General features: G+C 67.5%; 23 protein-coding genes. 20 read left to right on the top strand and 3 right to left on the bottom strand.

Features of this window, described 5'->3' with window-relative positions; genetic code table 11:
* Positions 1 to 52: 52 nt before the first annotated feature.
* Complete coding sequence (locus tag ABIC21_RS10515) at positions 53 to 853, bottom strand: peptidylprolyl isomerase (protein WP_354350340.1); 801 nt, start codon at positions 851 to 853, stop codon at positions 53 to 55.
* Positions 854 to 1111: 258 nt separating this feature from the next.
* On the opposite strand from ABIC21_RS10515, the gene hisS reads away from it, so the two are divergent.
* The gene (gene hisS / locus ABIC21_RS10510; protein WP_354350339.1) at positions 1112 to 2494 is read left to right on the top strand and encodes a histidine--tRNA ligase; all 1383 of its coding nucleotides are present in this window, start codon (positions 1112 to 1114) and stop codon (positions 2492 to 2494) included.
* On the opposite strand, the gene ABIC21_RS10505 is transcribed toward hisS, so the two are convergent.
* Positions 2491 to 3774, bottom strand: a complete 1284-nt coding sequence (locus tag ABIC21_RS10505) for an APC family permease (RefSeq protein ID WP_354350338.1) — start codon at positions 3772 to 3774, stop codon at positions 2491 to 2493. The genes hisS and ABIC21_RS10505 overlap by 4 nt on opposite strands.
* Positions 3775 to 3881: 107 nt before the next feature.
* Here ABIC21_RS10505 and aspS point away from each other — a divergent pair, with 107 nt between their 5' ends.
* From aspS to ABIC21_RS10485, 4 genes are all read left to right on the top strand, one after another.
* Positions 3882 to 5663: an aspartate--tRNA ligase gene (gene aspS, locus ABIC21_RS10500; RefSeq protein ID WP_354350337.1), complete on the top strand. Its 1782-nt coding sequence runs from the start codon at positions 3882 to 3884 to the stop codon at positions 5661 to 5663.
* Between the two features lie 112 nt (positions 5664 to 5775).
* Positions 5776 to 6558: a GNAT family N-acetyltransferase gene (locus ABIC21_RS10495; protein WP_354350336.1), complete on the top strand. Its 783-nt coding sequence runs from the start codon at positions 5776 to 5778 to the stop codon at positions 6556 to 6558.
* 842 nt (positions 6559 to 7400) lie between these two features.
* Positions 7401 to 7634 (top strand): hypothetical protein, encoded by a 234-nt coding sequence (locus ABIC21_RS10490; protein ID WP_354350335.1) that lies wholly within the window; start codon positions 7401 to 7403, stop codon positions 7632 to 7634.
* 308 nt (positions 7635 to 7942) lie between these two features.
* The gene (locus tag ABIC21_RS10485; protein ID WP_354350334.1) at positions 7943 to 9688 is read left to right on the top strand and encodes an HNH endonuclease signature motif containing protein; all 1746 of its coding nucleotides are present in this window, start codon (positions 7943 to 7945) and stop codon (positions 9686 to 9688) included.
* A 94-nt stretch (positions 9689 to 9782) separates the two neighbouring features.
* On the opposite strand, the gene ABIC21_RS10480 is transcribed toward ABIC21_RS10485, so the two are convergent.
* A complete protein-coding gene (locus tag ABIC21_RS10480) occupies positions 9783 to 10430 on the bottom strand; it encodes an acVLRF1 family peptidyl-tRNA hydrolase (protein ID WP_354350333.1) in 648 nt (215 codons plus the stop codon).
* A 79-nt stretch (positions 10431 to 10509) separates the two neighbouring features.
* On the opposite strand from ABIC21_RS10480, the gene ABIC21_RS10475 reads away from it, so the two are divergent.
* The 15 genes from ABIC21_RS10475 to nusB all read left to right on the top strand — a co-directional run bounded on the left by ABIC21_RS10475 (position 10510) and on the right by nusB (position 24837).
* Complete coding sequence (locus ABIC21_RS10475; protein WP_354350332.1) at positions 10510 to 11949, top strand: replication-associated recombination protein A; 1440 nt, start codon at positions 10510 to 10512, stop codon at positions 11947 to 11949.
* 230 nt (positions 11950 to 12179) lie between these two features.
* Positions 12180 to 12578, top strand: a complete 399-nt coding sequence (locus ABIC21_RS10470; RefSeq protein ID WP_354350331.1) for a cupin domain-containing protein — start codon at positions 12180 to 12182, stop codon at positions 12576 to 12578.
* Between the two features lie 207 nt (positions 12579 to 12785).
* Positions 12786 to 13412 carry a 30S ribosomal protein S4 gene (gene rpsD, locus ABIC21_RS10465; protein ID WP_024364981.1) on the top strand — a complete coding sequence of 209 codons (627 nt, stop codon included), beginning with the start codon at positions 12786 to 12788 and terminating at the stop codon, positions 13410 to 13412.
* Between the two features lie 145 nt (positions 13413 to 13557).
* Positions 13558 to 13932, top strand: a complete 375-nt coding sequence (locus ABIC21_RS10460) for a DUF948 domain-containing protein (RefSeq protein ID WP_354350330.1) — start codon at positions 13558 to 13560, stop codon at positions 13930 to 13932.
* 20 nt (positions 13933 to 13952) lie between these two features.
* A complete protein-coding gene (locus tag ABIC21_RS10455) occupies positions 13953 to 14219 on the top strand; it encodes a DUF6167 family protein (RefSeq protein WP_354350329.1) in 267 nt (88 codons plus the stop codon).
* A 166-nt stretch (positions 14220 to 14385) separates the two neighbouring features.
* Positions 14386 to 17064 (top strand): alanine--tRNA ligase, encoded by a 2679-nt coding sequence (gene alaS / locus ABIC21_RS10450; protein ID WP_354350328.1) that lies wholly within the window; start codon positions 14386 to 14388, stop codon positions 17062 to 17064.
* A gap of 9 nt (positions 17065 to 17073) precedes the next feature.
* Positions 17074 to 17688: a Holliday junction resolvase RuvX gene (gene ruvX / locus ABIC21_RS10445; RefSeq protein ID WP_354350327.1), complete on the top strand. Its 615-nt coding sequence runs from the start codon at positions 17074 to 17076 to the stop codon at positions 17686 to 17688.
* Positions 17669 to 19330, top strand: a complete 1662-nt coding sequence (mltG, locus tag ABIC21_RS10440; protein WP_354350326.1) for an endolytic transglycosylase MltG — start codon at positions 17669 to 17671, stop codon at positions 19328 to 19330. The genes ruvX and mltG overlap by 20 nt, the downstream gene beginning before the upstream one ends.
* Positions 19327 to 20250 (top strand): shikimate dehydrogenase, encoded by a 924-nt coding sequence (locus ABIC21_RS10435; RefSeq protein WP_354350325.1) that lies wholly within the window; start codon positions 19327 to 19329, stop codon positions 20248 to 20250. The genes mltG and ABIC21_RS10435 overlap by 4 nt, the downstream gene beginning before the upstream one ends.
* A gap of 26 nt (positions 20251 to 20276) precedes the next feature.
* Complete coding sequence (aroC, locus tag ABIC21_RS10430; RefSeq protein WP_354350324.1) at positions 20277 to 21476, top strand: chorismate synthase; 1200 nt, start codon at positions 20277 to 20279, stop codon at positions 21474 to 21476.
* 11 nt (positions 21477 to 21487) lie between these two features.
* Complete coding sequence (locus tag ABIC21_RS10425) at positions 21488 to 22081, top strand: shikimate kinase (RefSeq protein WP_502935987.1); 594 nt, start codon at positions 21488 to 21490, stop codon at positions 22079 to 22081.
* A complete protein-coding gene (aroB, locus tag ABIC21_RS10420; protein WP_354350322.1) occupies positions 22078 to 23169 on the top strand; it encodes a 3-dehydroquinate synthase in 1092 nt (363 codons plus the stop codon). Before ABIC21_RS10425 ends, aroB begins: the two co-directional genes overlap by 4 nt.
* A complete protein-coding gene (locus ABIC21_RS10415; RefSeq protein WP_354350321.1) occupies positions 23169 to 23684 on the top strand; it encodes a tetratricopeptide repeat protein in 516 nt (171 codons plus the stop codon). The genes aroB and ABIC21_RS10415 overlap by 1 nt, the downstream gene beginning before the upstream one ends.
* 179 nt (positions 23685 to 23863) lie before the next feature.
* Positions 23864 to 24427 carry an elongation factor P gene (efp, locus tag ABIC21_RS10410; protein ID WP_056429593.1) on the top strand — a complete coding sequence of 188 codons (564 nt, stop codon included), beginning with the start codon at positions 23864 to 23866 and terminating at the stop codon, positions 24425 to 24427.
* Positions 24427 to 24837: a transcription antitermination factor NusB gene (gene nusB / locus ABIC21_RS10405; RefSeq protein ID WP_354350320.1), complete on the top strand. Its 411-nt coding sequence runs from the start codon at positions 24427 to 24429 to the stop codon at positions 24835 to 24837. Before efp ends, nusB begins: the two co-directional genes overlap by 1 nt.
* Positions 24838 to 24877 lie beyond the last annotated feature (40 nt).

Below are 24877 nucleotides of genomic sequence, written 5' to 3'. Positions count from 1 at the left end.
TCTTTCGCTTGGAGGGAAATACCGGGGCCGTGGCCACAAGGGCAACGGCTGGTTACTTCAGAGAGAACGAGTCTATCGTGACTGGTTCGGCAGGGGCGCCGTCTGTGGCGTTATCACCCGGTTTTAGTCCGGCGGCTGCGATATTGGACACCACATCCAGTCCCGAGGTCACCTTCCCCACCACGGTGTAGCCGCCCGCCGCGTCGGCTGGAATGACGGTGTCCTTGTACACAATGAAGAACTGGGTGCCGTTGCCGTAGGCATTCCCGCCGCTCCGGGCGACGGCGATGGTTCCGGCCGGGTAGGTGTTGTCCGGCGGGGTGTTCTCCAGCGGGCCCCAGGTGAAGCTTGGGTCGCTGCTGCCGTCGCCTGCCTTGGAGCCGCACTGCAGCACGCCGAACGTTTCGGCCGTGGTGAGCCGGTGGCAGTTGAGCCCGGCATAGAAGTTCTGGTCCGCGAGGGACTTGAAGACGGCGGCGGCCTGGGGCGCGTTGGTGCCGTCCAGTTCCACGCCGAGTGTGCCGCTGTTGAGCTTGAGTTCCCCGGTGAAGGTCTGGCCGGCTGCCGTTTCAGGCTTCGGGATGTTGTCGGCGTTGCTCGGGGAGGCCGACGGCGTGGCCGAGGGGGTGGTCAGCCCGGCCTGGGCGGCGGCGTACTCGTCCTCGGTGGGATTGGAGGCGAAGACCGTCAGCTGCAGCACGAGGGCAACGACTACCGCGGCCGTTCCCGCGCCAATGGCCAGGACGTTGTCGCGCTTGCGGCGCTTGTCCTGCTCCTTGCGCAGCTCGCGCTTCGCCTCCATTTGCTGGACGCGCCGCTTGGCTTCGCGGGCGCTCCGTGAACTGGCCGCCAAAAGTCCTCCTGGGTGTAGGGCCGAACCCGGCCAGCGCGGGGGCGCCGTCGCGTGTTCAGCGGTAATGCTGCCGGCAGCCCGGGCGTATCCGGCCGCATTAGAAGTTGCGGGCGCAGAACGCATAAACTGACTGCCGCACACAGTTTATGCATGACCGGCCTGTCTGCCGCCCATCTGCTCCCCGTTTCGGACGGCCCGTTTCGGCCGCAGCGCGGCGCAGGGGACCACGGCCGGTTTTACCTGAGGAGAAAATCCACCATGGCACGCACCGCCTCCCTGTCCGGATTCCCCGAGTGGCTTCCCGAGGAGCGGCTGGTGGAGCTGCATGTGCTGGACACGCTGCGCAGGGTCTTCGAACTCCACGGCTTTTCCTCCATTGAAACCCGCGCGGTGGAGACGGTCGGGCAGCTGCTGCGCAAGGGCGAGATCGACAAAGAGGTTTACGGACTGAGCCGGCTCCAGGACGACGACGGCGACAGCGCCACAGGCACCGCAACGGACACTGAAACAGGCGCCGCCAGGTCACACAAGGGCGATCCGCACGCCCTGGCGCTGCACTTCGACCTCACGGTGCCGTTCGCCCGGTACGTCGTCGAGAATGCCGGCTACCTCGCTTTTCCGTTCCGCCGCTACCAGATCCAGAAGGTCTGGCGCGGGGAGCGTCCGCAGGAAGGCCGTGCCCGCGAGTTCACCCAGGCCGATATCGACATCGTGGGCGACGGCGACCTGCCGTTCCGTTACGACGTCGAGATCGCGTTGGTCATCGCCGAGGCCCTGAGCGCCCTGCCGATCCCGGCTTTCCTGCTCCGGATCAACAACCGCAAACTGGCCGAGGGCTTCTACAACGGCGTTGGACTCACCGACACCGCCGGTGTGCTGCGCAGCATCGACAAGCTTGAGAAGATCGGCCCGGCCAAGGTGGCCGAGCTGCTGAAATCCGAGCTCGGCGCCACCGACGAGCAGGCCCAGTCCGCCCTCAAGCTGGCCTCGATCCGCACCGAGGACACGTCGTTCGTGGAGCAGGTCCGCGCTCTTGGGGTCAGCAACGAACTGCTTGAGGAGGGCCTGACCGAACTGGAGCAGGTCATCGCGGCAGCCGTCCAGCGGGCGCCCGGCAAGGTCGTTGCTGACCTCAGCATCGCCCGCGGCCTGGACTACTACACCGGCACCGTGGTGGAGACCGTCCTGGTGGGCCACGAACAGCTCGGCTCGATCTGCTCCGGCGGGCGCTACGACGCCCTCGCCAGCAAGGGGAACCGCAAGTTCCCCGGCGTCGGCCTCTCCATCGGCGTGACCCGGCTGGTCTCCCGGATCCTCAGCCAGGACCTCGCCAAGGCGACACGGTCCGTCCCGACCGCCGTGCTGGTGGCGCTCAACAGCGATGACAGCTGGGGCGCGGCGCAGGACGTTGCCGCGGAGCTGCGGAGCCGCGGAATCGCCACCGAGGTCGCGGCCAAGGCCGAGAAGTTCGGCAAACAGATCAAATTCGCGGACCGCCGCGGCATCCCCTTCGTCTGGTTCACCGACGACGACGGCAAGCACCAGGTCAAGGACATCCGCTCCGGCGAGCAGGTCGACGCCGATCCGGCCACCTGGGCTCCGGCCGCGGAGGACCTGTATGTCCGGGTCCTGAAAGCCTAGGCGGCGGCTTTCCGGAACCGCAGAACGACAAAGCGCCCGGCCACGCCCAGCGCCAGCACGGCCGCCATGCCCAGCACCGAGGCGGGCGGCAGGGTCACGGCCAGGAGCAGGCAGCCAAGGAAACCCAGCGCGTTGAGCCAGCGCGGGGCATGCCAGGGGCGCGCGGGCAACGTGAAGGCGGCGGCATTCGTCACGGAGTAGTACACCAGGACGCCGAAGCTGGAGAAGCCCACGACCGTCAGCACGTTGGTGGTCAGCAGCAGCACGATGACGGCGGCCGCGACGGTCAGTTCGGCGAGGAACGGAACCGTGTGCGGGCCGCCCACCCGGGCGAGCGGGGACGGCAGGTCACGTTCCCGCGCCATCGCCATTGCGGTCCGGCCGACTCCCGTGATCAGTGCCAGCAGCGCGCCGAGGCAGGCAGCCGCGGCGCCGGCCTGAACGAACGGGGCGCCGGCGCTGAGCCGCGAGCTGGCGACGGCGTCGAGCAGCGGCGCCGTCGAGGTGGCCAGCTGCTGCGGCGGCAGGTGCCACTGCAGCAGCAGCGCCAGCCCGAGGTAGATCACGAAGGCCCCGGCCAGCGCGGCCAGGATGGCGCGCGGGATGGTGCGGGTAGGGTCCTTGACCTCTTCGCCCAGCGTCGCGATCCGCGCATAGCCGGCGAAGGCAAAGAACATCAGTCCGGCTGCCGGGAGTACACCCCAGCCGCCGCCTGAGCCGGCGGCACCGTCCGATGGGGGATGCGGCCCCAGGACCGACGCGGCCGCCACGAACGCGAGGGTGGCGAGCACCACGCCCAGCAGGATCCGGGTCAGCAGGGCGGTCCGGGTGATGCCAAGCAGGTTCACTCCAGTCAGGACCACGACGGCGGCCACCGCCAGCGGCGTCGCGAACTCCGGCGCCGCATAGTGGCCGAACGTCAGCGCCATCGCCGCGCAGGAAGCAGTTTTTCCGGTCACGAAGCCCCAGCCCGCGATGAAGCCCGGCCACTCTCCCAGCCGCTTCCGCCCGTAAACGTAGGTGCCGCCGCTGGAGGGGTACTGGGCGGCCAGCTGGGCGGAGGCGACCGCATTGCAGTACGCAATCACACCGGCCAGGGCCACGGCGACGGCGAGCAGCGGACCGGCGAGGGCGGCGGCGGGCGCGAAGACCACAAAAACGCCGGCGCCCAGCATGGAGCCGAGCCCGATCGCGGTCGAATCCACAACGCCAAGGCGGCGCTGCAGCGGCCGGGGGGTGTGCCGGTCAGGGGGTGGCGTGCTCTGGTGCCGGCTTGCCATGGCGGGAGGGGCCTTTCCAACGGGTAAACTCGTACGGGATCGTTCCAGTAGCGATCCTATTGAACATGAGTTTTGATTTCCCTCTGTCTTCTTCAGAAAGGCGTGCTGTGCTGCGCACACATGACCTCGGATCCCTCCGCTCCGAGCACATTGGACAAACCGTAACCCTCGCCGGCTGGGTCGGCCGGCGTCGTGACCACGGTGGTGTCGCCTTCGTTGACCTGCGCGACGCTTCCGGCGTGTCCCAGGTGGTCGTCCGTGAAGAGGAAGTCTTCCACGGGCTGCGCAACGAGTTCGTGCTGCAGATCGTAGGCACCGTTTCCCGGCGCCCCGAGGGCAACGAGAACCCGGCGCTGGCCACCGGCGAGATTGAGGTCATGGCCGAGAAGGTCACCATCCTCAACACCTCCGAGCCGCTGCCGTTCCAGATCGACGAGCACGTCGAAGTCGGCGAGGAAGCCCGCCTCAAGCACCGCTACCTGGACCTGCGCCGCCCCGGCCCGGCCCGCAACCTGCGCCTGCGCTCCGAGGCCAACCGCGTGGCCCGCGAGCTGCTCCACCAGGACGGCTACGTCGAGATCGAAACCCCGACGCTGACGCGCTCGACGCCGGAAGGCGCCCGCGACTTCGTGGTCCCCGCGCGCCTGGCGCCGGGTTCCTGGTATGCGCTGCCGCAGTCCCCGCAGCTTTTCAAGCAGCTTCTGCAGGTGGGTGGCTTCGAAAAGTACTACCAGATCGCCCGCTGCTACCGCGATGAGGACTTCCGCGCGGACCGCCAGCCGGAATTCACCCAGCTCGATATCGAAGCCAGCTTCGTCGAGCAGGACGACATCATCCGTCTCGGCGAAAACATCGTCAAGGCACTGTGGAAGCTGATCGACGTCGAGATCCCGACGCCGATCCAGCGCATCACGTATCACGACGCGATGGCCCGCTACGGCTCGGACAAGCCGGACCTGCGCTTCGGCCAGGAGCTCACCGAGCTGACGGAATTCTTCAAGGACACCAACTTCGGCGTCTTCAAGGCACCCTACGTCGGTGCCGTCGTTATGCCCGGGGGTGCCTCGCAGGCCCGCCGCGCCCTCGACGCCTGGCAGGAATGGGCCAAGCAGCGCGGCGCGAAGGGCCTGGCCTACGTCCTGTACAAGGAAGACGGCGAACTCGCCGGCCCCGTGGCCAAGAACCTCACCGACACCGAGCGTGCGGGCCTCGCCGACGCCGTCGGCGCCAAGCCCGGTGACTGCATCTTCTTCGCTGCCGGCGAGCAGACCCCGTCCCGCGCCCTGCTGGGTGCCGCCCGCGTGGAGATCGGCCACCGTACCGGCCTGATCAACCCCGCTGACTGGGCTTTCTGCTGGGTCGTCGACGCACCGATGTTCGAACCCGCCGCAGCCGCAGTGGCGTCCGGTGACGTCGCCGTCGGTGCCGGCAAATGGACCGCCGTGCACCACGCATTCACCTCACCCAAGCCGGAATTCATGGACAGCTTCGACCAGGATCCCGAGTCGGCCCTGTCCTATGCTTACGACATCGTCTGCAACGGCAACGAAATCGGCGGCGGCTCCATCCGTATCCACGAACGCGACGTCCAGGAACGGGTCTTCGAGCTCATGGGCCTGGACAAGGAAGACGCCCAGACCAAGTTCGGCTTCCTGCTGGAGGGCTTCAAGTTCGGCGCGCCTCCCCACGGCGGCATCGCGTTCGGCTGGGACCGTGTGGTCGCGCTGCTGGCCGGCGTCGAGTCCATCCGCGACGTCATCGCCTTCCCGAAGTCCGGCGGCGGTTTCGACCCGCTGACCCAGGCTCCTGCTCCGATCACGGCGCAGCAGCGCAAGGAAGCCGGCGTGGACTTCAAGCCTGAAGCCAAGAAGGCTGACGGCACCAAGTAGCCTGACGTGATCAACTGCAAAGGCTCTCCGGGCAACCGGGGAGCCTTTGCTGTCGCTGTGCCGGAACTGGACCGGCGATTACTGGAAGATCTGCCGGACGGAAAGGGGCCCGATGGAGCCGGAACCGATGGCCGGGCTTGAGGAGCTGATGGATGCCGCGTGGCCTGCCGCCGAGCGGGAGGAATCCGGCGGCTGGGTGCTCCGCGCCGCCTCCGGCGTGACGCAGCGGGCCAACTCCGTCTGGCCCCGCAAACCCGGGGCCGACCCCCACGCGCTGGTCGCCGCGCTCCGGGAGGCGCGCCTCTGGTACCGGAAACGCAGGCTGCCGCTGATCTTCCAGGTCTTCGAGGACCCGCGCTACGCGCCGCTCCACACCGTCCTGGATGAGGAAGGGTTCACCCGGCAGTCCGAGACCCTGGTGCTGGTCCGCGACGGCGGCACGGAGTCGACGGGCCGCTTTGACAGCGGCATCGAGATCACCGCCGAGCCCTCTCCGGAGTGGTTGCGGCTGTGGTGGAGCGTGGACGGCCGCGGCGACGACACTGCCCTCGCCGTCGCCCGCGGGATCCTCGAGCGCTGCCCCTCGCTGTACGCCCTGGTGCGCGACGACGACGGCCGTCCCGCCGCCGTCGGACGCCTTGCTCTTCCGCCGGGCGGGACAGGCGGGCTGTACTGCATGGTGACGCGCCCGGATGCACGGCGGCGCGGCCATGCCGACCGGATCCTGCACGCCCTGATGCGCGAAGGGGACGCCCTGGGTCTCAGCAGCTACTGGCTGCTGGTGATGGCCTCCAATGCCGGCGCCCGGGAACTCTACACCCGCGCCGGTTTCCAGGAATCCGGCCGATACATCTACCGGCAGGAACGGCCCAAGCGGCACCTGACCGGGTGCTGAGAGCAGCGGCCGCGCGGCGGCGTACTGCCACTCGGACGATTATGTCCCAGTCGCGATGGGTCGGGTCGCATTCGTTTGGTCGGCCTTAGGCTGGGGCAACGCGCAACACCTATCTGATGGGGGACAGATATGAAGCACCGATTTGCGTTGAGCGCTGCAGTTGCCATCGCTCTTACGTTGGCGGCATGTGCGGCAACGCCTGAGAGGGATGCGAACACCGGAGCTTCCTCGCCTTCAGCGCAGCAAGAATTGCCGACCGAGTTACTTCTCAGTGGCGAGGGTAAGAAGGCCATAGTTCACTCCGGTCCGTCATCCGCTCCGCGAGTAGACGCCCAGCTCACGGGAAGCCTGGAAAAGGACGGAGCCGGATGCCTCTTCATCCGGGCGGAAGACGGTGATGACTACACGTTGGTTTTCCCCGAAGGAACGAAGTTCGATGGCGAATCATTGGTTCTGCCCGATAGTTCGGCGCTGTCTGAGGGAAATTCCGTAGCCCTCGATGGCGCCCGTGTTCCGGCCAACGAAAGCTTGAGCATGTGTTTGAACTACGCCAGGCTCTTGTCCGTGGGAAAGGCCACCGTTATCCGTTCGTAGCCACAGAACCAGTAGCCACGGTGCCCAGCCCGGTGCCAGACCCGAGATCCAGGACGGACAGCCGGTGAAGATGCGGGGCGCCCCAAGCATCCAGGAAACCACATCCGCCGACCAGGCAGGGACCGGGCCTTTCAGCACTGGGGACCCTGATCGCTGCGGAGAACAATCGGAGTCAATAAGGGCATGCGCCCCCTTTCGGCCAGGTTGCCGGACCAGCCGTCGACGGCCGCAATTCACGGAGGCACCTCATGAAAGTTGTTATTGCAGAATCCGTAGCGATGATGGCCATCGGTGATGGTGTACTCGGGGTGTTGTTTCCGGTGCAGCACTCGACCCGGTGGGAATTCGGCCCCGAGCCGTGGCGTAAGTGCATGCGTATGTGGGCCGAACATCCCGACTTGACGCGGGCTGTGAGTCTTCTTCAGGTCGTCGGCGGCGTCGTTTGGGCGGCGCGCCTTCCTTCAACCCCGGCGACCAGCTAACCGAGCTGCTGACACTGTTCAAGGCAGCACCGGCGACAGCCGGGTTGCCCGGGACCAGGACTCCGTCTCGAAGTGAACAGCGGACACCGCCTTGGCAGTGCTGCCAAGGACCTGAAGGCCGCGCACCTCAGGGGCGTCGAGCACAATGTGGCCACGCCCTTCAACGCCCTGTCCGCCACCCTGCTCTTCGGCTCCATGGGCCAGCAGAAGCTGGAAGCCCAGCAGCGGAACCGGACGATCCTTGCACGGCGTCCGAGCGCCTTCGACCGGGATCTAAAAGAGTCAGAGGTGCCCACTAGTTTGGGTATATGGAAAGCACGGACTGGAGTGCGGAGGTAAGGGAGGCCCTGGCGGCTGTTGCGGCGTTGAGTGCGGCGCTGGATTCCGTCCCTGGGGGCGGCGCTGACCGCACTGATCGGTCAGGTTCTGATATCGCTGGTCCGTCCGGTTCTGGCCACAGTGGTCCGTCCGGGGCCGGCCCGTTGGGGGATGATCCGTTGCGGGATCTGGCGGATGAGTGCCTGGACGGTCTGGGCGACATGGCCCAGGTGGAGGCGCGGTTTGCTGCGTTGAAGGTGCTGCTGGCGGCGGCCTATGTGCGGGCCACCGATGCCATGGCGGCACCGGCGGTGGCCCTGCAGGACGCCAGGTGCCAGGAGATGGCGGTGACCGCTGAGGTCGCGTGTGTCCTGACGGTGGGAGCGGGGACCGCCGGGGCGTTTCTGGGCGACTGTCTGGCCCTGACGAGCCGTTTGCCGCTGACCCTGGCTGCGCTGGGTGCCGGGACGATCTCCTGGGCGCACGCCCGGGTCATGGTGGATGAAACCGCGAACCTGGACCCGGCCGGGGCCGCCGCGCTGGAGGCGCACTTCCTGGACCCCGACGCCCCGAACCCTGCCCGGGGCTGTCCGGCCGGGGACCTGGTCCCGTACCGGTTCCGCTCGAAAGTGCGCTCGTGGCGCGAACGCCACCACCCGGACAGCATCGAACAACGCCACACCAGAAGCGCGAAAGACCGGCGGGTCGAATTCCGCCCGGACTCTGACGGGATGGCCTGGCTCTCCGCGTACCTGCCGGCAGATACCGCCGCGGGGATCTGGGACCGGACCACCACTGCCGCCCGCGCCCTCCAGGGCCCGGACGAGGCACGCACCCTGACCCAGCTCCGCGCCGACATCGCCGCCACCTTGCTCCTCAACACCGGTACCGACACCGGTACCGACGCCGGTCTTGCCGGGGAGGTGCCGGTCCCGCGCGCACAGGTCCTCATCACCGTCCCCGTACTCTCCCTCCTGGGTGCCACGGAGGAACCGGCGATGCTCGACGGATACGGGCCGATCCCGCCCTCGATGGCCCGCCGCCTGGTCGCCGACGGCGCCGGCTCGTTCTACCGGGTCCTGGTCGATCCCCGGGACGGGGCGCCGCTGGAAATCGGCCGGAACAGCTACCGCCTCACGAAGACCATGCGCCAATGGCTCCGGCTCCGCGACGGCCGGTGCCCGTTTCCCGGGTGCAACAACCCGTCCCTGGACAACGACGCCGACCACCTCCTGGCCTGGGCCGGCGGAGGCACCACCGGGATCGCCAACCTCGGCCAGCCGTGCCGCAAGCACCACCGCCTCAAACACGCCTCGGCCTGGACACCCTCCGGGGCCAGCAAAGACACACCGCCCGGCTGGACCTCACCCTCAGGGCGCTACTACCCCAGCGAGCAGCAGGACTGGGAACCACCCCACTGGCCACCCGGCGTCCTGGAAGCGAACGCGGACCCGAACGGAGACGCGGAAATGGATCCAGCCCCGGACCGCGGCCTGCCTCCGGATCCGGACGTTGATCTGAACTGCGGCCTGCCCCCGGATCCAGCACAGGAACAGGAACAGGAACAGGAACAGGAACAGGAACAGGAACTGCCTGAGGGCCCCTTCCCCGGTTGGCACCTGCTCACGGCCGGGCACGCATTGGCCGCCGCAAATGTGGACGATCCTGGCTGGCAAGAACCCCTCGAAGTTAGCATTCTGGAACACTTCCTGCTTCAATACGCCTCACAGGGCTAAGACAGTGTCTGCCTGTAGCGCCGGCGTTCGGCAGCAGGAAAGCGAAGGGGCCGTCATTCCACCTGCACACTGGGGGATGGAGCGGCGGCCGTTTCTACGACGGCGGATCCGTCACCAGGATCCGCACCGCGCACAGGTCCGCGGCGGCCCTCTTCAGCACCGCGGCGCGCGGGTCCGGGACATCCAAGAACGCCAGCCTCGGGCGGGCGGCGAGCTGCTTGAGTACGGGTTCGGCGAGGACCTGCTCGGCCAGGGTCCGGTCGCCGCCCGGCGCAAGGTATTCGATCCGGTGGTCCGCGAAGATCCGGGCGGCATGCTCCGCCACGGCCTCCACCAGGGCGTCCGCTTGGTTCGCCCGCCGCCGGGCAAAGCGCTGCTGGGACCATCCGCCCGCCGCCGTCCGGGACTGGACGTGGCGCGTCCCGGTCTTGGATGCGAGCACGGCGCCGCCGCTGACCACTGCCACGGAGTAGCCTCCGCGGCGGACCAGCACAGCCCCGATGCTCCGCGGCTGGGATGCCAGGGACGCAAGCCGCGCGACGGCGTCGCTGCCGCGCCCGGGCCGGCCGTCCACCGGCCACGGCGCCTGCAGCAGCGCCACGGCCCCGTCCGCGGCACTCAGCTGCAGGCCGGCGTCGAGCTCCTCCTCGGCTAGCGCGCCATGGCTCGCGGCGAAGCGCTCCACCCAGCCAGGCAGCCGGGCGCCGGAGACGAACGCCACACGGGACTCGGGGCTGGGCATGGCAGGCACTCCATTGCGGGGTAGGTACAGGGGGTAGGACGGTGTCAGCGTGGGCGGCAACTAGAAGTAGCCTATCTATGTGGAAGATCTCTTTGGCGCAGGACGGGACAGCGGCGGCGCTATCGAGGATGACGGCGACGCCGAAGACACGGTCGACGCAGGCTCCGACCGCCGCGCCCCTTCACCGCGCAGCCCGCTCGCCGTCCGGATGCGGCCGCGGACGCTCGATGATGTGGTGGGCCAGCAGCATCTCCTCGGCCAGGGCTCGCCGCTGCGCCAGCTCGCCGCCGGCACGGACGCCACCGGCCCCGCCGGCCCCAGCTCGCTGATCCTCTGGGGGCCGCCCGGCACGGGCAAGACCACGCTCGCCCACGTCATCGCCAAGGGCCCCGGCCGGAAGTTCGTCGAGCTCTCCGCCATCACCGCCGGCGTCAAGGACGTCCGCCGCGTCATGGATGAGGCCCTCACCGCCCGCGACCTCTTCAAAACCACCACCGTGCTGTTCCTGGACGAGATCCACCGCTTCAACAAGGCCCAGCAGGACGCCTTGCTGCCCGGCGTCGAGAACCGCTGGGTGGTCCTGGTCGCCGCGACCACCGAAAACCCCTCTTTCTCCGTCGTCTCGCCGCTGCTCTCGCGGTCGCTGCTGCTGACGCTGAAACCGCTCACCGACGCCGACGTCGAGGGCCTGCTGCTGCGGGCCGCCGCTGACGCCCGCGGCCTCGGCGGCAAAGTGGAACTCAGCGACGAGGCCCTGGCGCACCTGGTCCGGCTCTCCGGCGGGGATGCCCGCCGGGCCCTGACCGCGCTCGAAGCCGCCGCCGGCGTCGCCTTCGGAGACGCGGACGACGCCGACGGGATGGCGGCGGCCGGGGACGCTCCGGTGAAGATCGAACTCAAGCACACGGAACGTGCCCTCGACGTCGCGTCCGTGCGCTATGACCGGGCCGGCGACCAGCACTACGACGTCGCCAGCGCCTTCATCAAGTCCATCCGGGGCTCCGACGTCGACGCCGCCCTGCACTACCTCGCCCGGATGCTCGAGGCGGGGGAGGACCCGAAGTTCGTGGCCCGCCGCATCGTTATCTCCGCGGCCGAGGACGTGGGAATGGCGGACCCGACGGCACTGCAGACCGCCGTCGCCGCCGCCCAGGCCGTCCAGCTGATCGGCATGCCCGAAGGCCGTATCGTCCTGGCGGAGGCCGTGGTCCACCTTGCCACCGCACCCAAATCCAACGCCGCTTACATGGGGATCAACCAGGCCATCGCCGACGTCCGTGCCGGCCTCGGCAACGGCATTCCCGCCCACCTGCGCGATGCCCACTACCCGGGGTCCAAGCAGCTGGGCCACGGGCAGGGCTACAAATACGCCCATGACGCGCCCCACTCGGTGGCCACCCAGCAGTACCCGCCGGACGACCTCGTGGGACGCAACTACTACGAGCCGACCGCCAACGGCGCCGAACGGGACATCTCCACCCGGCTGGAGCGGCTGCGCAGGATCATCCGGGGCAAGTGACCGGCGGGCCCGGAAAGTGCCCGTTGACTTCCCGTCCGCGAGGTCTAACGTGGACTTAAGTCAGCAAGGACCTGCTGAACGTGCGTGCTTGGTCGGGGACAGCAGCACATGGTGCCGGCTCCTCGCTTCCCGGACCTCAGGTTGGCGGCCGGCACATCAATAGTCAGTCTTCATGCAAGGCTTCGTCGCCCAAGTTACTTCGTCGCCCAAGTTGCAAGGTTGTGCCTCCCATGCCCGTCAATTTCGTCACAGCACTGGCCGTTAAGTCCTTTGATCTGCCGGACAAGAAACGGTGCCCGGACAACGCCGAATTCGATCTCGTCACCGTGAACGACTATTCCGTGGCGCGGCTGATCCTTGGTCCGGGCTGGCGGTGGTCCCAGTCCATCAGACCCTTTGAACAGACCGACCTCTGCGAACACCACCATCTGGGATTCTGCATCTCGGGCGTGATGGAAGTGGAATCCTCCGAAGGGCTGCGCTCCACGATCCGCGCCAACGATACCTACGCGATTCCGCCCGGCCATGACGAATGGGTCGCGGGCTCCGCCCCGTTCGTGGCGGTCGAATTCCTGGGCGCGGCATCGTTCGGGCGTCGCGGCGGGCGGGGCGTACACGCCCGGACCTGACGCCGGCCCTGACGGTCCGGCGGCTCCGACGTGCTAGGATTGTTCGTTGTCTGGCAAGGCGCAGACGCACAATCCACCCGATTTCAGCATTTCATGCTGTCCTGATGGATTAGCGCTGTGCCCAGTAGCAAAAGGCAGCGGTTGGCCGATGCTCTCCATCGTGGAGGCCAGTAACACTGACACACCGCAGATATTGGAAGGACACAAGTGGCTAACAACACTCGTGCTCGCCGTACCGCACGCCTCTCGCGTGCCCTCGGCATTGCTCTGACCCCCAAGGCCGCCAAGTACATGGAGCGCCGCCCGTACGGCCCCGGTGAGCATGGCCGTGCCCGCAAGAAGCAGGACTCCGACTACGCCGTACGTCTGCGCGAAAAGCAGCGTCTGCGCGCCCAGTACGGCATCCGCGAAGCCCAGATGACCCGTGCCTTCGAAGAAGCACGCCGCACCAAGGGCCTGACCGGTGAAAACCTGATCGAACTGCTCGAAATGCGTCTCGACGCCCTCGTGCTGCGTGCAGGTTTCGCCCGCACCATCGCCCAGGCCCGCCAGCTGGTTGTCCACCGCCACATCCTGGTCGACGGCATCCGCGTTGACCGCCCGTCTTTCCGCGTCTCCGAGGGCCAGCTGGTCCACGTTCACAGCCGCAGCGAGTCCATGCCTCCGTTCCAGGTCGCAGCAGCCGGCGCCCACCGCGACGTCCTGCCGATGGTTCCGGCCTACCTGGACGTCAAGCTTGACGCCCTGCAGGCACGCCTGGTCCGTCGTCCCAAGCGCTCCGAGGTCCCCGTGACCTGCGAAGAGCAGCTCGTTGTGGAATTCTACGCACGCTAGATCCAACGCGACACCTTACAAAGAAGCCCGTGGCAAGCGCCGCGGGCTTCTTTGTATGTAAGGTACTTGGGGGAGTTCTGCGGTTGCCGGCTGTGTCAGCCGGAGGCGCCCGCAGGGACACGACGCAACAAGGAGATGAACGACTATGACTGGTGGCGATATTGCCGGCCTGATCGCGGCCGGAGTGTTTGCACTGCTGGTCCTGCTGCTCGCCGTGCCGATTCTGAAGCTCGGGGGAGTGTTCGACGAAGTGCGGACCTCGATCCGTTCCATCAGCGACGGTGCGACCCCGCTCATGGACGAAGTCACGGCGACCGTGTCGAGCACCAACGAGCAGCTGAAGAAGGTCGACGGGATCACGAACAACGTCTCCGACGCGTCGGCCAACATCTCGGCGCTGTCCTCGCTCGTGGCCGCCACCGTGGGTTCGCCACTGATCAAGGTCGCCTCCTTCAGCTACGGCGTGCGGGCGGCCTTCTCTGCCCGTAAAAAGCCCGCTACCGGCCGCCGCAGCCGCTAATCCCAGCTGGAGAACCTGACATGAACAGAATCATCTGGATGGGAATCGGCGTCGCCATCGGCGTCATCGCGTTCCGCAAATTCACCGAGGCGCAGTCCACCCTGGGCCCCGAGGGCCTCAACCGGGCCGTGGGCCGGCTCACCGACGGCCTGTACGACTTCGCCGACGCCGTCCGCGAAGGCATGAACGAGCGCGAGACCGAACTCCGCGGCGCCCTGGGCATAGACGCCGGCCTGGAAAAGGCCATCGGCCACGGCACGGCCGGACGGGATGCAGTCCGGCGCTAGCCGGGAGAGAATTGAAAGAGGCCGGCACCCGCATGTGGGCCGCTGGCACGGCCCAAGGCCGGGACCACACCGTTCCCGCGGACCACACGCGCGAACCCCAAACGCAGTGAACAAAAAACACAGTGAACATAAACACAGTGAATATTGAAGGGTATGTAATCAGCTCATGAAGTCGCAGGAGATCACCAAGCGCTGGATCGACTTTTTTGTCAGCAAGGGCCACACGGCGGTTCCCTCCGCGTCCCTGGTCTCCAGCGACCCTTCCCTGCTGTTTACTGTGGCCGGCATGGTCCCGTTCATCCCTTACCTGACCGCCCGGGAGGAAGCCCCCTACAAGCGCGCCACCAGCGTGCAGAAGTGCATCCGGACCGGCGACATTGAGGAAGTCGGCAAGACCGCCCGCCACGGCACCTTCTTCCAGATGTGCGGCAACTTCTCCTTCGGCGATTACTTCAAGGAAGACGCCATCAAGTTCGCGTGGGAACTGCTCACCACGGGCGTGGACGACGGCGGCTACGGCCTGCCGCCCGAGCGCCTCTGGGTCACCGTCTACGAAGAGGACGATGAGGCCGAGCAGCTCTGGCTCAAGAACACCGGAATGCCCGCCGAGCGGATCCAGCGCATGGGCAAGGCCGACAACTACTGGTCCACCGGACAGCCGGGCCCGGCCGGCCCCTGCTCCGAAATCTACTACGACCGCGGCCCCGCCTACGGCGTCGAAGGCGGCCCGATCGCGGACGAGAACCGCTACGTGGAAATCTGGAACCTCGTGTTCATGCAGTACCAGATCGACAACGTGCGCTCCAAGGTGGACTTCGACATCACGGGCGAACTGCCCAAGAAAAACATCGACACCGGCCTGGGCATGGAACGTCTCGCGATGATCCTCCAGGACGTCGAGAACATGTACGAGACCGACCAGGTCCGCCCCGTCATCGACCGGGCCGCGGCGCTCTCCGGCCGCGAATACACGTCGGCGGAGTCCGCCGAGGACCCGCACCACACCGACGACGTCCGGATGCGCGTCGTCGCCGACCACATCCGCTCCTCCCTCATGCTGATCGCCGACGGCGTCACCCCCTCCAACGAAGGCCGTGGCTACGTCCTGCGCCGCCTGATCCGCCGCGCCGTCCGCTCCATGCGCCTGCTCGGCGTCGAAAAGGCCTGCCTGCCGGAACTGCTGCCCGCCTCCCGCGACGCCATGAAGGGCGTCTACCCCATCGTGGAGACGGACTTCGACCGGATCAGCCGGATCGCCTACGCCGAGGAGAAGGCGTTCCTGCGCACCATCGCCTCCGGCACCGCCCGCCTCGAGGACGCCGTCAAGGAGTCCCAGGCCGCCGGCCGCCCGCTGTCCGGCGCCGACGCCTTTGCCCTGCATGACACCTACGGCTTCCCGATCGACCTCACCCTCGAAATGGCTGAAGAGGCCGGACTGAAGGTCGACGAGCCCGAGTTCCGCAAGCTCATGCTCGAACAGCGCCAGCGCGCCCAGGCCGACGCCAAGGGCAAGAAGGGATCCCACGCGGACCTCAGCGCCTTCCAGGAGCTGCTGTCCGCCGGCGAGACCGTCTTCACCGGCTACACCGAGCTCACAGGCGAGTCCAAGGTCCGGGGCATCCTCGCCGCCGGGCGCAAGGTCTCCCAGGCCTCCACGGGCGACGAAATCGAGCTCGTCCTGGCCGAGACCCCGTTCTACGCCGAGGCCGGCGGCCAGGCCGCCGATACCGGACTGATCACCGGCGACGGCTTCGTCGTCGAGGTGCTGGACGTCCAGCGCCCGATCAAGGGCCTGAGCGTGCACAAGGCAATCGTCCGTGAAGGCGAAATCGGCGCCGACTCCCTCGTCCAGGCCGCCGTGGACCGGGAACGCCGGCACGCCGCCGAGCAGGCCCACACCGGCACGCACATCGTGCACGCGGCCCTGCATCAGATCCTCGGCCCGGAAGCGCTGCAGCGCGGCTCCTTCAACAAGGCCGGCTACCTGCGCTTCGACTTCGCCTGGGGCGAGGGCCTGAGCCCGGCCACGCGCTCGGAAATCGAGGAAGTCTCCAACATCGCCATCCGCAACAACTTCCGGGTGGAGACCAAGCTTATGGGCCTCGCCGAGGCCAAGGCCCTCGGCGCCATGGCACTCTTCGGCGAGAACTACGGCAACGAAGTCCGCGTCGTCGAGATCGACGGCGCCTGGTCCCGTGAGCTCTGCGGCGGCACGCACGTGGAAAACACGTCGCTGATCGGCAGCCTCTCCCTGCTCGGGGAACAGTCCGTCGGATCGGGAAACCGCCGCGTCGAGGCCTTCGTCGGCATGGACGCCTTCCGGCACCTCGCCGCCGAACGTGCCCTGGTTACCGAACTCACCGAAATGCTCAAGGTTCCCTCCGGTCTCCTCGCGGACCGGATCGCCACCACCCTCACCAAACTCAAGACTGCCGAGAAGGAACTCGAGCGCCTCCGCAAGGAGCAGCTCACGGCAGCCGCAGCGCAGCTCGTCGGCACGGCCACGGACGCTGCCGGCGTCAAGGTCATCGCGCACGACGCCGGCCAGGTCAGCGGCGCGGATGACCTCCGCGGCCTGGCACTGGACCTGCGGACCCGTCTCGGCTCCGAGCCGGCCGCCGTCGCGGTCGCGGGTGTCAGCAATGACCGCCCCGTGATCCTGATCGCCGCCAACGAAGCTGCCCGGGCAGCCGGTGTCAAGGCTGGTGCCCTGGTGCGCCTCGCCGCCGGAATCCTCGGCGGCGGCGGCGGCGGCAAGGACGACGTCGCCCAGGGCGGCGGCACGGACGCCTCCAAGGTCGGCGCCGCCCTCGCGGCCGTCGTGGACGCCATTACCCGGCGATAAGGACGACCCGTGAACGACGCTGCTGTGCCCGGCGCCTACCCCCAGGGCGTCAAGCTCGGGGTCGACGTCGGCACTGTCAGGGTCGGCGTGGCGGTCTGCGACCGTGAGGGAATCCTGGCGACCCCCTTGCGCACCCTGGAGCGGAACGCGAAGAAGAACACCGACGTGCGGATCCTCGCGGCCCTGGCCTTGGAACTCGGGGCCGTGGAGATCTTTGTCGGCCTGCCGCGGACGATGAAGGGCGAGGAACATGCCTCGGCCCGGATGGCGACGGACTACGCAAAGCTACTGGCGGGTAAACTGGGGGAGTCAGGTGCCGATGTTCCGGTCCGGCTGGTCGATGAGCGCCTGAGCACGGTGTCGGCCCACCGGAACCTCCACGAAGCTGGCATGAGCAGCCGAAATCACCGTAAGGTAGTTGATCAGGTTGCAGCGGCAGGTATCCTGCAACATGCAATTGATATGCAAAAGGCCAGGGGGACGGATGTCGGAAGCCGCGTATTAGCGGCGTCCGCGCCGGGGCCAACCGGGGATGGCGCTCAGGCCGGTCCGGCACAAGACAAGCATTCTGCGCGACGCATTCTGCCCAAAATGGAAGGCTACAGTGAGCCCGGTCAACAGTGACGACCCCTCCGGCGAAGTTTTCGGCGGCGCCGGCCGACCGCTGACCCGTAAAGAGCTCAGGGCCCAACAGAAGGTCCAGGCGACAGAGGGTCACGACGTTATCCCGCCGCAGGCATTCGAGACCGGCGAGTACGTCCAGCCCGCTGCTCCAGGTGCCGGGCACGGTTCCTTCCCCGAGGCCGATGACACGGTCCTGCCGGCCCCGATCCATGCAGCTGACGCGCCGGATCTGCCCGCAGCAGCCCCCACTGTGCACGAAGAGCCTGTTCCCGCAGAGCCCGTTCCCGCAGAGCCCGTTCCCGCAGAGCCCGTGCCGGACGAACCTGCTGACTACGAAACCGTGCACGACGAACCTGTACACGAATACGCGGGCGGTGTCGTCCGTGAGGACGCGGCCCATCACCAAACCGACCCGCATCCCGGTCAGGAAACGCGTCACGAACCCGGTCATGACGCTGAGGCTCACTACGCACACGCCCTCCACCCCGAAGACGCGGACGGCCGCCCTGTCGAATACCACAACGAAGACGGCCATGTTGAATTGGCCGGGGGTGCCGCCATCCGTACGTCCAAAAAACCCTCCAAGAAGGTCCGCCGCCGGCGCCGCTTCCTGGCCCTGCTGCTGACCTTGTCGGTCTTCGTCGTGGCCATCGCCGTCGGGGCACAGTTCCTGAAGCCCCTCCTCGGCGGGGACACGGCGGCCGACTACCCGGGCCCCGGAACTGGCGAGGTCACCATCACCGTGCCGCCGGGAGCCGGTCCGAAGTCTGTGGCGACCGAACTCCAGGACAAGAAAGTGGTGGCCAACGCGGACACCTTCCTCCGGGAATTCATGGCCTCCGGCGGCGCGTTGGCTCCCGGGGATTTCACCATGCGCAACGAAATGAAGAACTCCGACGCCGTCGCCGTGCTTCTGAACAAGGACCAGGGCAAGGTGATGTATTTCGCGCTGAGTGCCGGTCTCAGGATCGGCGAATCGCTGCAGGCCATCTCCGAGGGCACCGGTGTTCCGGTCACGGAACTCAAGGCACTCAGTGAAAAGCCCACCCAGTTCGGCGCGCCCGCCAAGGCCGCGAACCTCGAAGGCTTCCTCGCCCCCGGCGAGTATCGGTTCCCGCTCGGCACCCCTGCCAAGGACGTACTGCAAAAGCTTGTAACCACCACCCTCGATGAACTCACATCCCAAGGCGTCACCGATCCCGCAAAGCAGTACGACGTCGTCACGGTCGCCAGCATTGTGCAGGCGGAGGGGGGCCAGGCGGAGTACGGCGACGTGGCCGGCGCGATCTACAACCGCCTCAAGCCGGACAACGTCGAGACGAACGGATTGATCCAGTCCGATGCGACTGTGACCTACGGGCTCGGCATCAAGAGCTTCCACATTGACGAGGCCCAAAAGGCGGACACATCGAACCTCTACAACACCTACGCCAACCAGGGCCTGCCGGTCGGGCCCATTGGCTCCCCGGGCAAGACGGCGATTGACGCGGCCGCCAGGCCCAAGTCGAACGACTACCTCTACTGGGTGACGATCAACCTGGACACCAAGGAGACCTTGTTCTCCAAGACGCTGGCTGAGCACAACGTCTACGTGGCCCGGTACAACGCCTGGTGCGAGGACAACCCCGGACGCTGCGTATGACCCTCAGGGCCGCCGTGCTCGGGCACCCGATCAGCCATTCGAAGTCGCCGTCGCTGCACCGGGCCGCCTACGCGCATCTTGGCGTTGAGCTGGACTACGAGGCGATCGACGTCACCGAGGAGGCACTCCCGGCCTTTATGTCCCGGGTCCGGGAAGACGTGAGGCAGAAGAACGACTGGCGCGGGCTGTCGGTCACCATGCCGCTGAAGTCCGGCATGGTCCGCGAGGTGGATGAGGTGCGCGGCGTTGCCCGCGACCTCGGCGTCGTGAACACGGTCGCATTCGAGCGCCCCGCGCCGGGAGACAGCGCGGGCGCCACCCGCCTGGTCGGCTACAACACCGACGTCGCCGGCATCGTCAACGCCCTCCGCCACGCGGGGGCCGCGTCCGCGCCCACCGCCGTCGTCCTGGGCGGCGGCGGCACCTCGGCCGCCGCGGTCGCTGCGCTGAAGGAACTGGGCGCGCCGGACGCCGACATCTTCGTCCGCGATGTCACCCGCGCCGCGGAGGCACGGGCCGCCGCGGCCGCGATCGGCCTTCCGATCCGGGTCCTTCCGCTGGCCGGGGCTGCCGCCGCCGTCGCCGGGGCCGACGTCGTCATCTCCACTCTGCCGCCCCGGGCCGCGGACCCGCTCGCCGCGGAACTCGCTGAGCTCTTCGCGCACCGCGCCGGCGGGCCGTCCCCGGAAACCGCAGGGGTCCGGCCCGGCGTGCTGCTGGACGTCGCGTACGACCCGTGGCCCAGCCGGATCGCCTCCGCCTGGCAAGAGGCCGGCGGTACTGTGATCCCCGGCCTGGAGATGCTCATCTACCAGGCCGTGGAACAGGTCCGCCACTTCACCGGCCTTGGTGAGGCCGTGCCCGCTGAAGTCATAGATGTGATGTGTGACGCAGTCGGGGCGCCCCGACGGGTGTTCTAACCGCCTTACATGGCAGGATGGATTTTATGTTGCGTTGGTTGACTGCCGGAGAATCCCATGGCCCGGCACTGGTCGGAATTATCGAAGGCGTGCCCGCCGGTGTGGAACTCACCAGCGCCCAAATCGCCGATTCGCTGGCCCGCCGCCGGCTGGGCTACGGCCGCGGCGCGCGGATGAAGTTTGAGCAGGACGTGGTCACGATCCTCGGCGGCGTCCGGCACGGCACCACCCAGGGAGGCCCCGTCGCCATCCAGGTCGGCAACACCGAATGGCCCAAGTGGGAGCAGATCATGTCTGCCGATCCCGTGGACCCGGAGATCCTCGCCGACCAGGCGCGTAACGCCCCGCTGACCCGCCCCCGGCCCGGCCACGCGGACTTCACCGGCATGCAGAAATACGGCTTCGACGAGGCGCGTCCCGTGCTGGAGCGTGCCAGCGCCCGCGAAACGGCCACCCGCGTCGCTCTCGGCACCGTCGCCTCCGCGTTCCTCAGGCAGCTCGGCATCGAACTCGTCTCCCACACGGTAGCGATTGCAACAACGTCCGTTCCGGAAGGCCGGCCGCTGCCCGTGCCGGACAATGTCCTGGCCCTCGACGCCGACCCCTTGCGCTGCTTCGACCGCGAAACCTCCGACGCCATGGTCGCCGAGGTCGACATCGCGCACAAGGAAGGCGAAACACTCGGGGGTGTCGTCGAGGTCCTCGCCTATGGACTCCCGCCGGGACTCGGCAGCTACGTCCACTGGGACCGCCGCCTCGATTCGAGGCTCGCGGCTGCCCTGATGGGCATCCAGGCCATCAAGGGCGTCGAGGTCGGCGACGGCTTCCTCACCGCGTCCCGCCGCGGCTCCGCCGCCCATGACGAGATCGTCAAGGACGCCGACGGCCGGATCATCCGCACGTCCAACCGCGCCGGCGGCATCGAGGGCGGCATGAGCATCGGCGATGTCCTCCGCGTCCGCGCCGCGATGAAGCCCATCGCCACCGTCCCGCGCGCCCTCAAGACCGTCGACGTCAGCACCGGAGAGGCCGCCAAGGCCCACCACCAGCGCTCCGACGTTTGTGCGGTGCCGGCGGCCGGGGTCGTCGCTGAGGCCATGGTGGCGCTCGTGCTGGCCGAGGCGGTCACGGAAAAGTTCGGCGGCGATTCCGTGCAGGAAACCGCCCGTAACATCAAGGGTTACCTGGACAACATTCCGGCGTCCCTGGACTCGATCGGCCACTAGTGCCGGCCGAAATACCGGCAGTGCCGGCCCGGGCGGCTGCCCGGCCCATCGTGTTGATCGGGCCGATGGCGGTCGGAAAATCGGCCATCGGACACCAGATTGCCCAGCAACTCGGAGCCCCGTTCGTGGACACCGACGTTGTGGTGGTGGCAAACCACGGATCCATCGCGGAGATCTTCGCCAGCCGCGGCGAGCACGCCTTCCGGGAGCTTGAGGCCAGGGCTGTCGCCCGCGCCATCGACGACGCGCGGGGCACCAATACGGTAATCTCCCTGGGCGGCGGCGCCGTGCTGGACTCCGGCACCCAGCAGCTGCTGCAGCACTGCACCGTGGTCTACCTCGAATGTGATGCGGACACCGTGGCGGAACGCATCAGCAGGAATTCCGGCCGGCCGCTGCTGGCCGGCGACGCCATGGAACGATGGAAGACGCTGTTCGCCACCCGGCGGCCGGTCTACGAGCGGCTGGCCGACCTGGTCATCGATGTGCGGAACGGATCAGTTCCTGACATCGCGCACCGGCTTGAAGATGCGCTGCGCGGGTACACGGCGGCGGCAACCGCGGCCGTACCCACGCCAGCGGCGACAAAGGAAGTTGAAAAGTGATCACCGAATCAACCGTCATCAAGGTCACCGGGCAGACACCCGGGGAGAACTACGACGTCGTTGTGGGCCGCGGCCTGCTGGCCAGCCTGCCCGGGCTGCTGGGGGAGCGGGTCAAACGTGTCCTGGTCATCCACCCGCGGGCGCTGCGCCTCACCGGCGACACCGTCCGTGAAGAACTCGCTTCGGCAGGCTTCACGGCGCTGACCGCCGAGATCCCCGACGCGGAAGAAGGCAAGCACATCGAGGTGGCCTCCTTCTGCTGGCAGGTGCTGGGCCAGAATGACTTCACCCGTTCGGACGCCGTCGTCGCCGTCGGCGGCGGGGCCGTGACCGACCTGGCCGGGTTCGTGGCCGCGACCTGGCTGCGCGGCGTCAAGGTCATCCACATGCCCACCAGCCTGCTCGGCATGGTGGACGCCGCCGTGGGCGGCAAGACCGGCATCAACACCGCCGAAGGCAAGAACCTCGTCGGGGCATTCCACCCGCCGGCCGGTGTCCTCGCGGACCTCGACACCCTGGACACGCTGCCCAGGAACGAGATGATCTCCGGCATGGCCGAGGTCATCAAGTGCGGCTTCATCGCCGACCCGACCATCCTCGACCTGATCGAAAAGGATCCGGCGGCCGTTTCCGTCCCCCGCTCCGACGCCGTACGGGAACTTATCGAACGCGCCATCACGGTCAAGGCAAGAGTCGTATCCGAAGACCTCAAGGAAACCGGCCAGCGTGAATTCCTCAACTACGGCCATACCCTGGGCCACGCGATCGAACTGGCCGAGCGCTACTCCTGGCGCCACGGCGCCGCCGTCTCCGTCGGCATGATGTTCGCCGCCGAGCTCTCCCGCAGCGTCGGGCGCCTCAGCGACGCCGACGCCGACCGGCACCGCAGCATCCTGGAAAGCCTGGGGCTGCCGATCACCTACCGGCGCGACCGCTGGCAGGCCCTGCTCGACGGCATGCGGCGGGACAAAAAGTCCCGCGGCGACCTGCTGCGCTTCGTGGTGCTCGACGGCGTGGCCCGCCCCGGTATCCTCGACGTCCCGGATACCTCCCTGCTGTTCGCCGCGTACCAGGAGATCGCCTCCTGATGCCCTTCGTCACAGGTACCAGCGATTGGCCGGATGCAGGCTTTCCCGGGATCAAGATCAACCCGGACAGCCTGGTGCCGCAAATCGTCAATGAGGAGACCTGCGCCGCGGCGCTGGCAGCCTCGACCGACCCCGGTGACCGAATCTTCGTCCGCCTCGTAGAGGGGCACGCCGCCGAGGCCGCCGAGCTGCTCGCCGAGGCACGGTACAGCGACCCCTCCTCGCTGCGGCTGCGCATCTTCGAAGCTGACATCCTGCGGGTTTCCAACCGACTGGACCGGGCTGTTGAACTGTTCCGCCAACTGCTGGCCGAGACCCGCGGCACACCGGACGAAGCGGTCATCCGCCAGCACCTCGGCCGGTCTTACTTTGCCGACGGCAACATTGCCGCCGCCGTCGAATCCTTCACCAAAGCTCTGGACCTGCGTGTTGCCGGGTCCGCGGACGCGGCCCTGATCTACGCGTCCACCGTGGCGGTCCAGCGCGCCCGGGATGCGCTGGACCGGGCTTCCTGAGGCGGTCCAGCCGGGCCTACGCTGAGGTGCCGCGGGGCCCGTCCGGCAGGGGACCGGCAAAACCGGTAGAATGGATCTTGGATTTTTGATAAATACGCGCTGGCGGGCCATTCGGCATGCTTGCCTGGCATAAACCGGCTGGCAGCTAGAAGCAGCTAGAAACGAAACCAGAGGATACAGTGGCAACCACTAACGACATCAAGAACGGAACCGTGCTGAAGCTTGAGGGCCAGCTCTGGAACATCATTGAGTTCCAGCACGTCAAGCCCGGCAAGGGTGGCGCGTTCGTGCGCACCAAGATGCGTAACGTGATGTCCGGCAAGGTCGTCGACAAGACCTTCAACGCCGGACTCAAGATCGAGACCGCCACGGTTGACCGCCGCGACTACCAGTACCTGTACCAGGACGGCGCGGACTTCGTGTTCATGGACACGACCGACTTCGACCAGCTCACGGTTCCCGGCGCGACGGTCGGCGACGCCACCAACTTCATGCTCGAGAACCAGATGGTGAACATCGCCATCCACGAGGGCAACCCGCTCTACATCGAGCTGCCGCCGAGCGTCGTGCTCGAGATCACCTACACGGAGCCGGGCCTGCAGGGCGACCGCTCCTCGGCCGGCACCAAGCCCGCCACCCTCGAAACGGGCTACGAGATCCAGGTGCCGCTGTTCGTTGAGAACAACACCAAGGTCAAGGTCGACACCCGTGACGGCAGCTACCTCGGCCGGGTCAACGACTAGTGAGCGCACGCGGTAAAGCCCGTAACCGGGCTCTCGATGTTCTCTTCGAGGCGGAGCAGCGTTCCGTCTCGGCGTTCGATGTACTGAAGTCCCGCCGGGAGCAGACGGACCAGATCGTCAACCCGTACACCCTTGAAATCGTTGAAGGCGTTGTCTCCCACCAGAGCGCGATCGACGAATTCCTGGAAACCTATTCGCAGGGCTGGACACTGGAGCGGATGCCCTCGGTGGACCGCATCATCCTGCGGATCGGCACCTGGGAGCTGCTCTACAACGAGGACGTTCCCGACGGCGTTGCCGTGAGCGAGGCCGTGGCCCTGGCCAAGACCCTCTCCACGGACGAGTCGCCGCAGTTCATCAACGGCCTGCTGGGCCGGCTGCAGCAGTTGAAGCCTTCGCTGCTCGCCTGACCCGCCATGCTCCACTAAGAACCCCGTCCGGGTCATCCCG

It is taken from the genome of Pseudarthrobacter sp. PvP090, assembly GCF_040547365.1.
Classification (GTDB): Bacteria; Actinomycetota; Actinomycetes; order Actinomycetales; family Micrococcaceae; genus Arthrobacter.
This window is presented reverse-complemented; position numbering and strand designations above follow the sequence as displayed.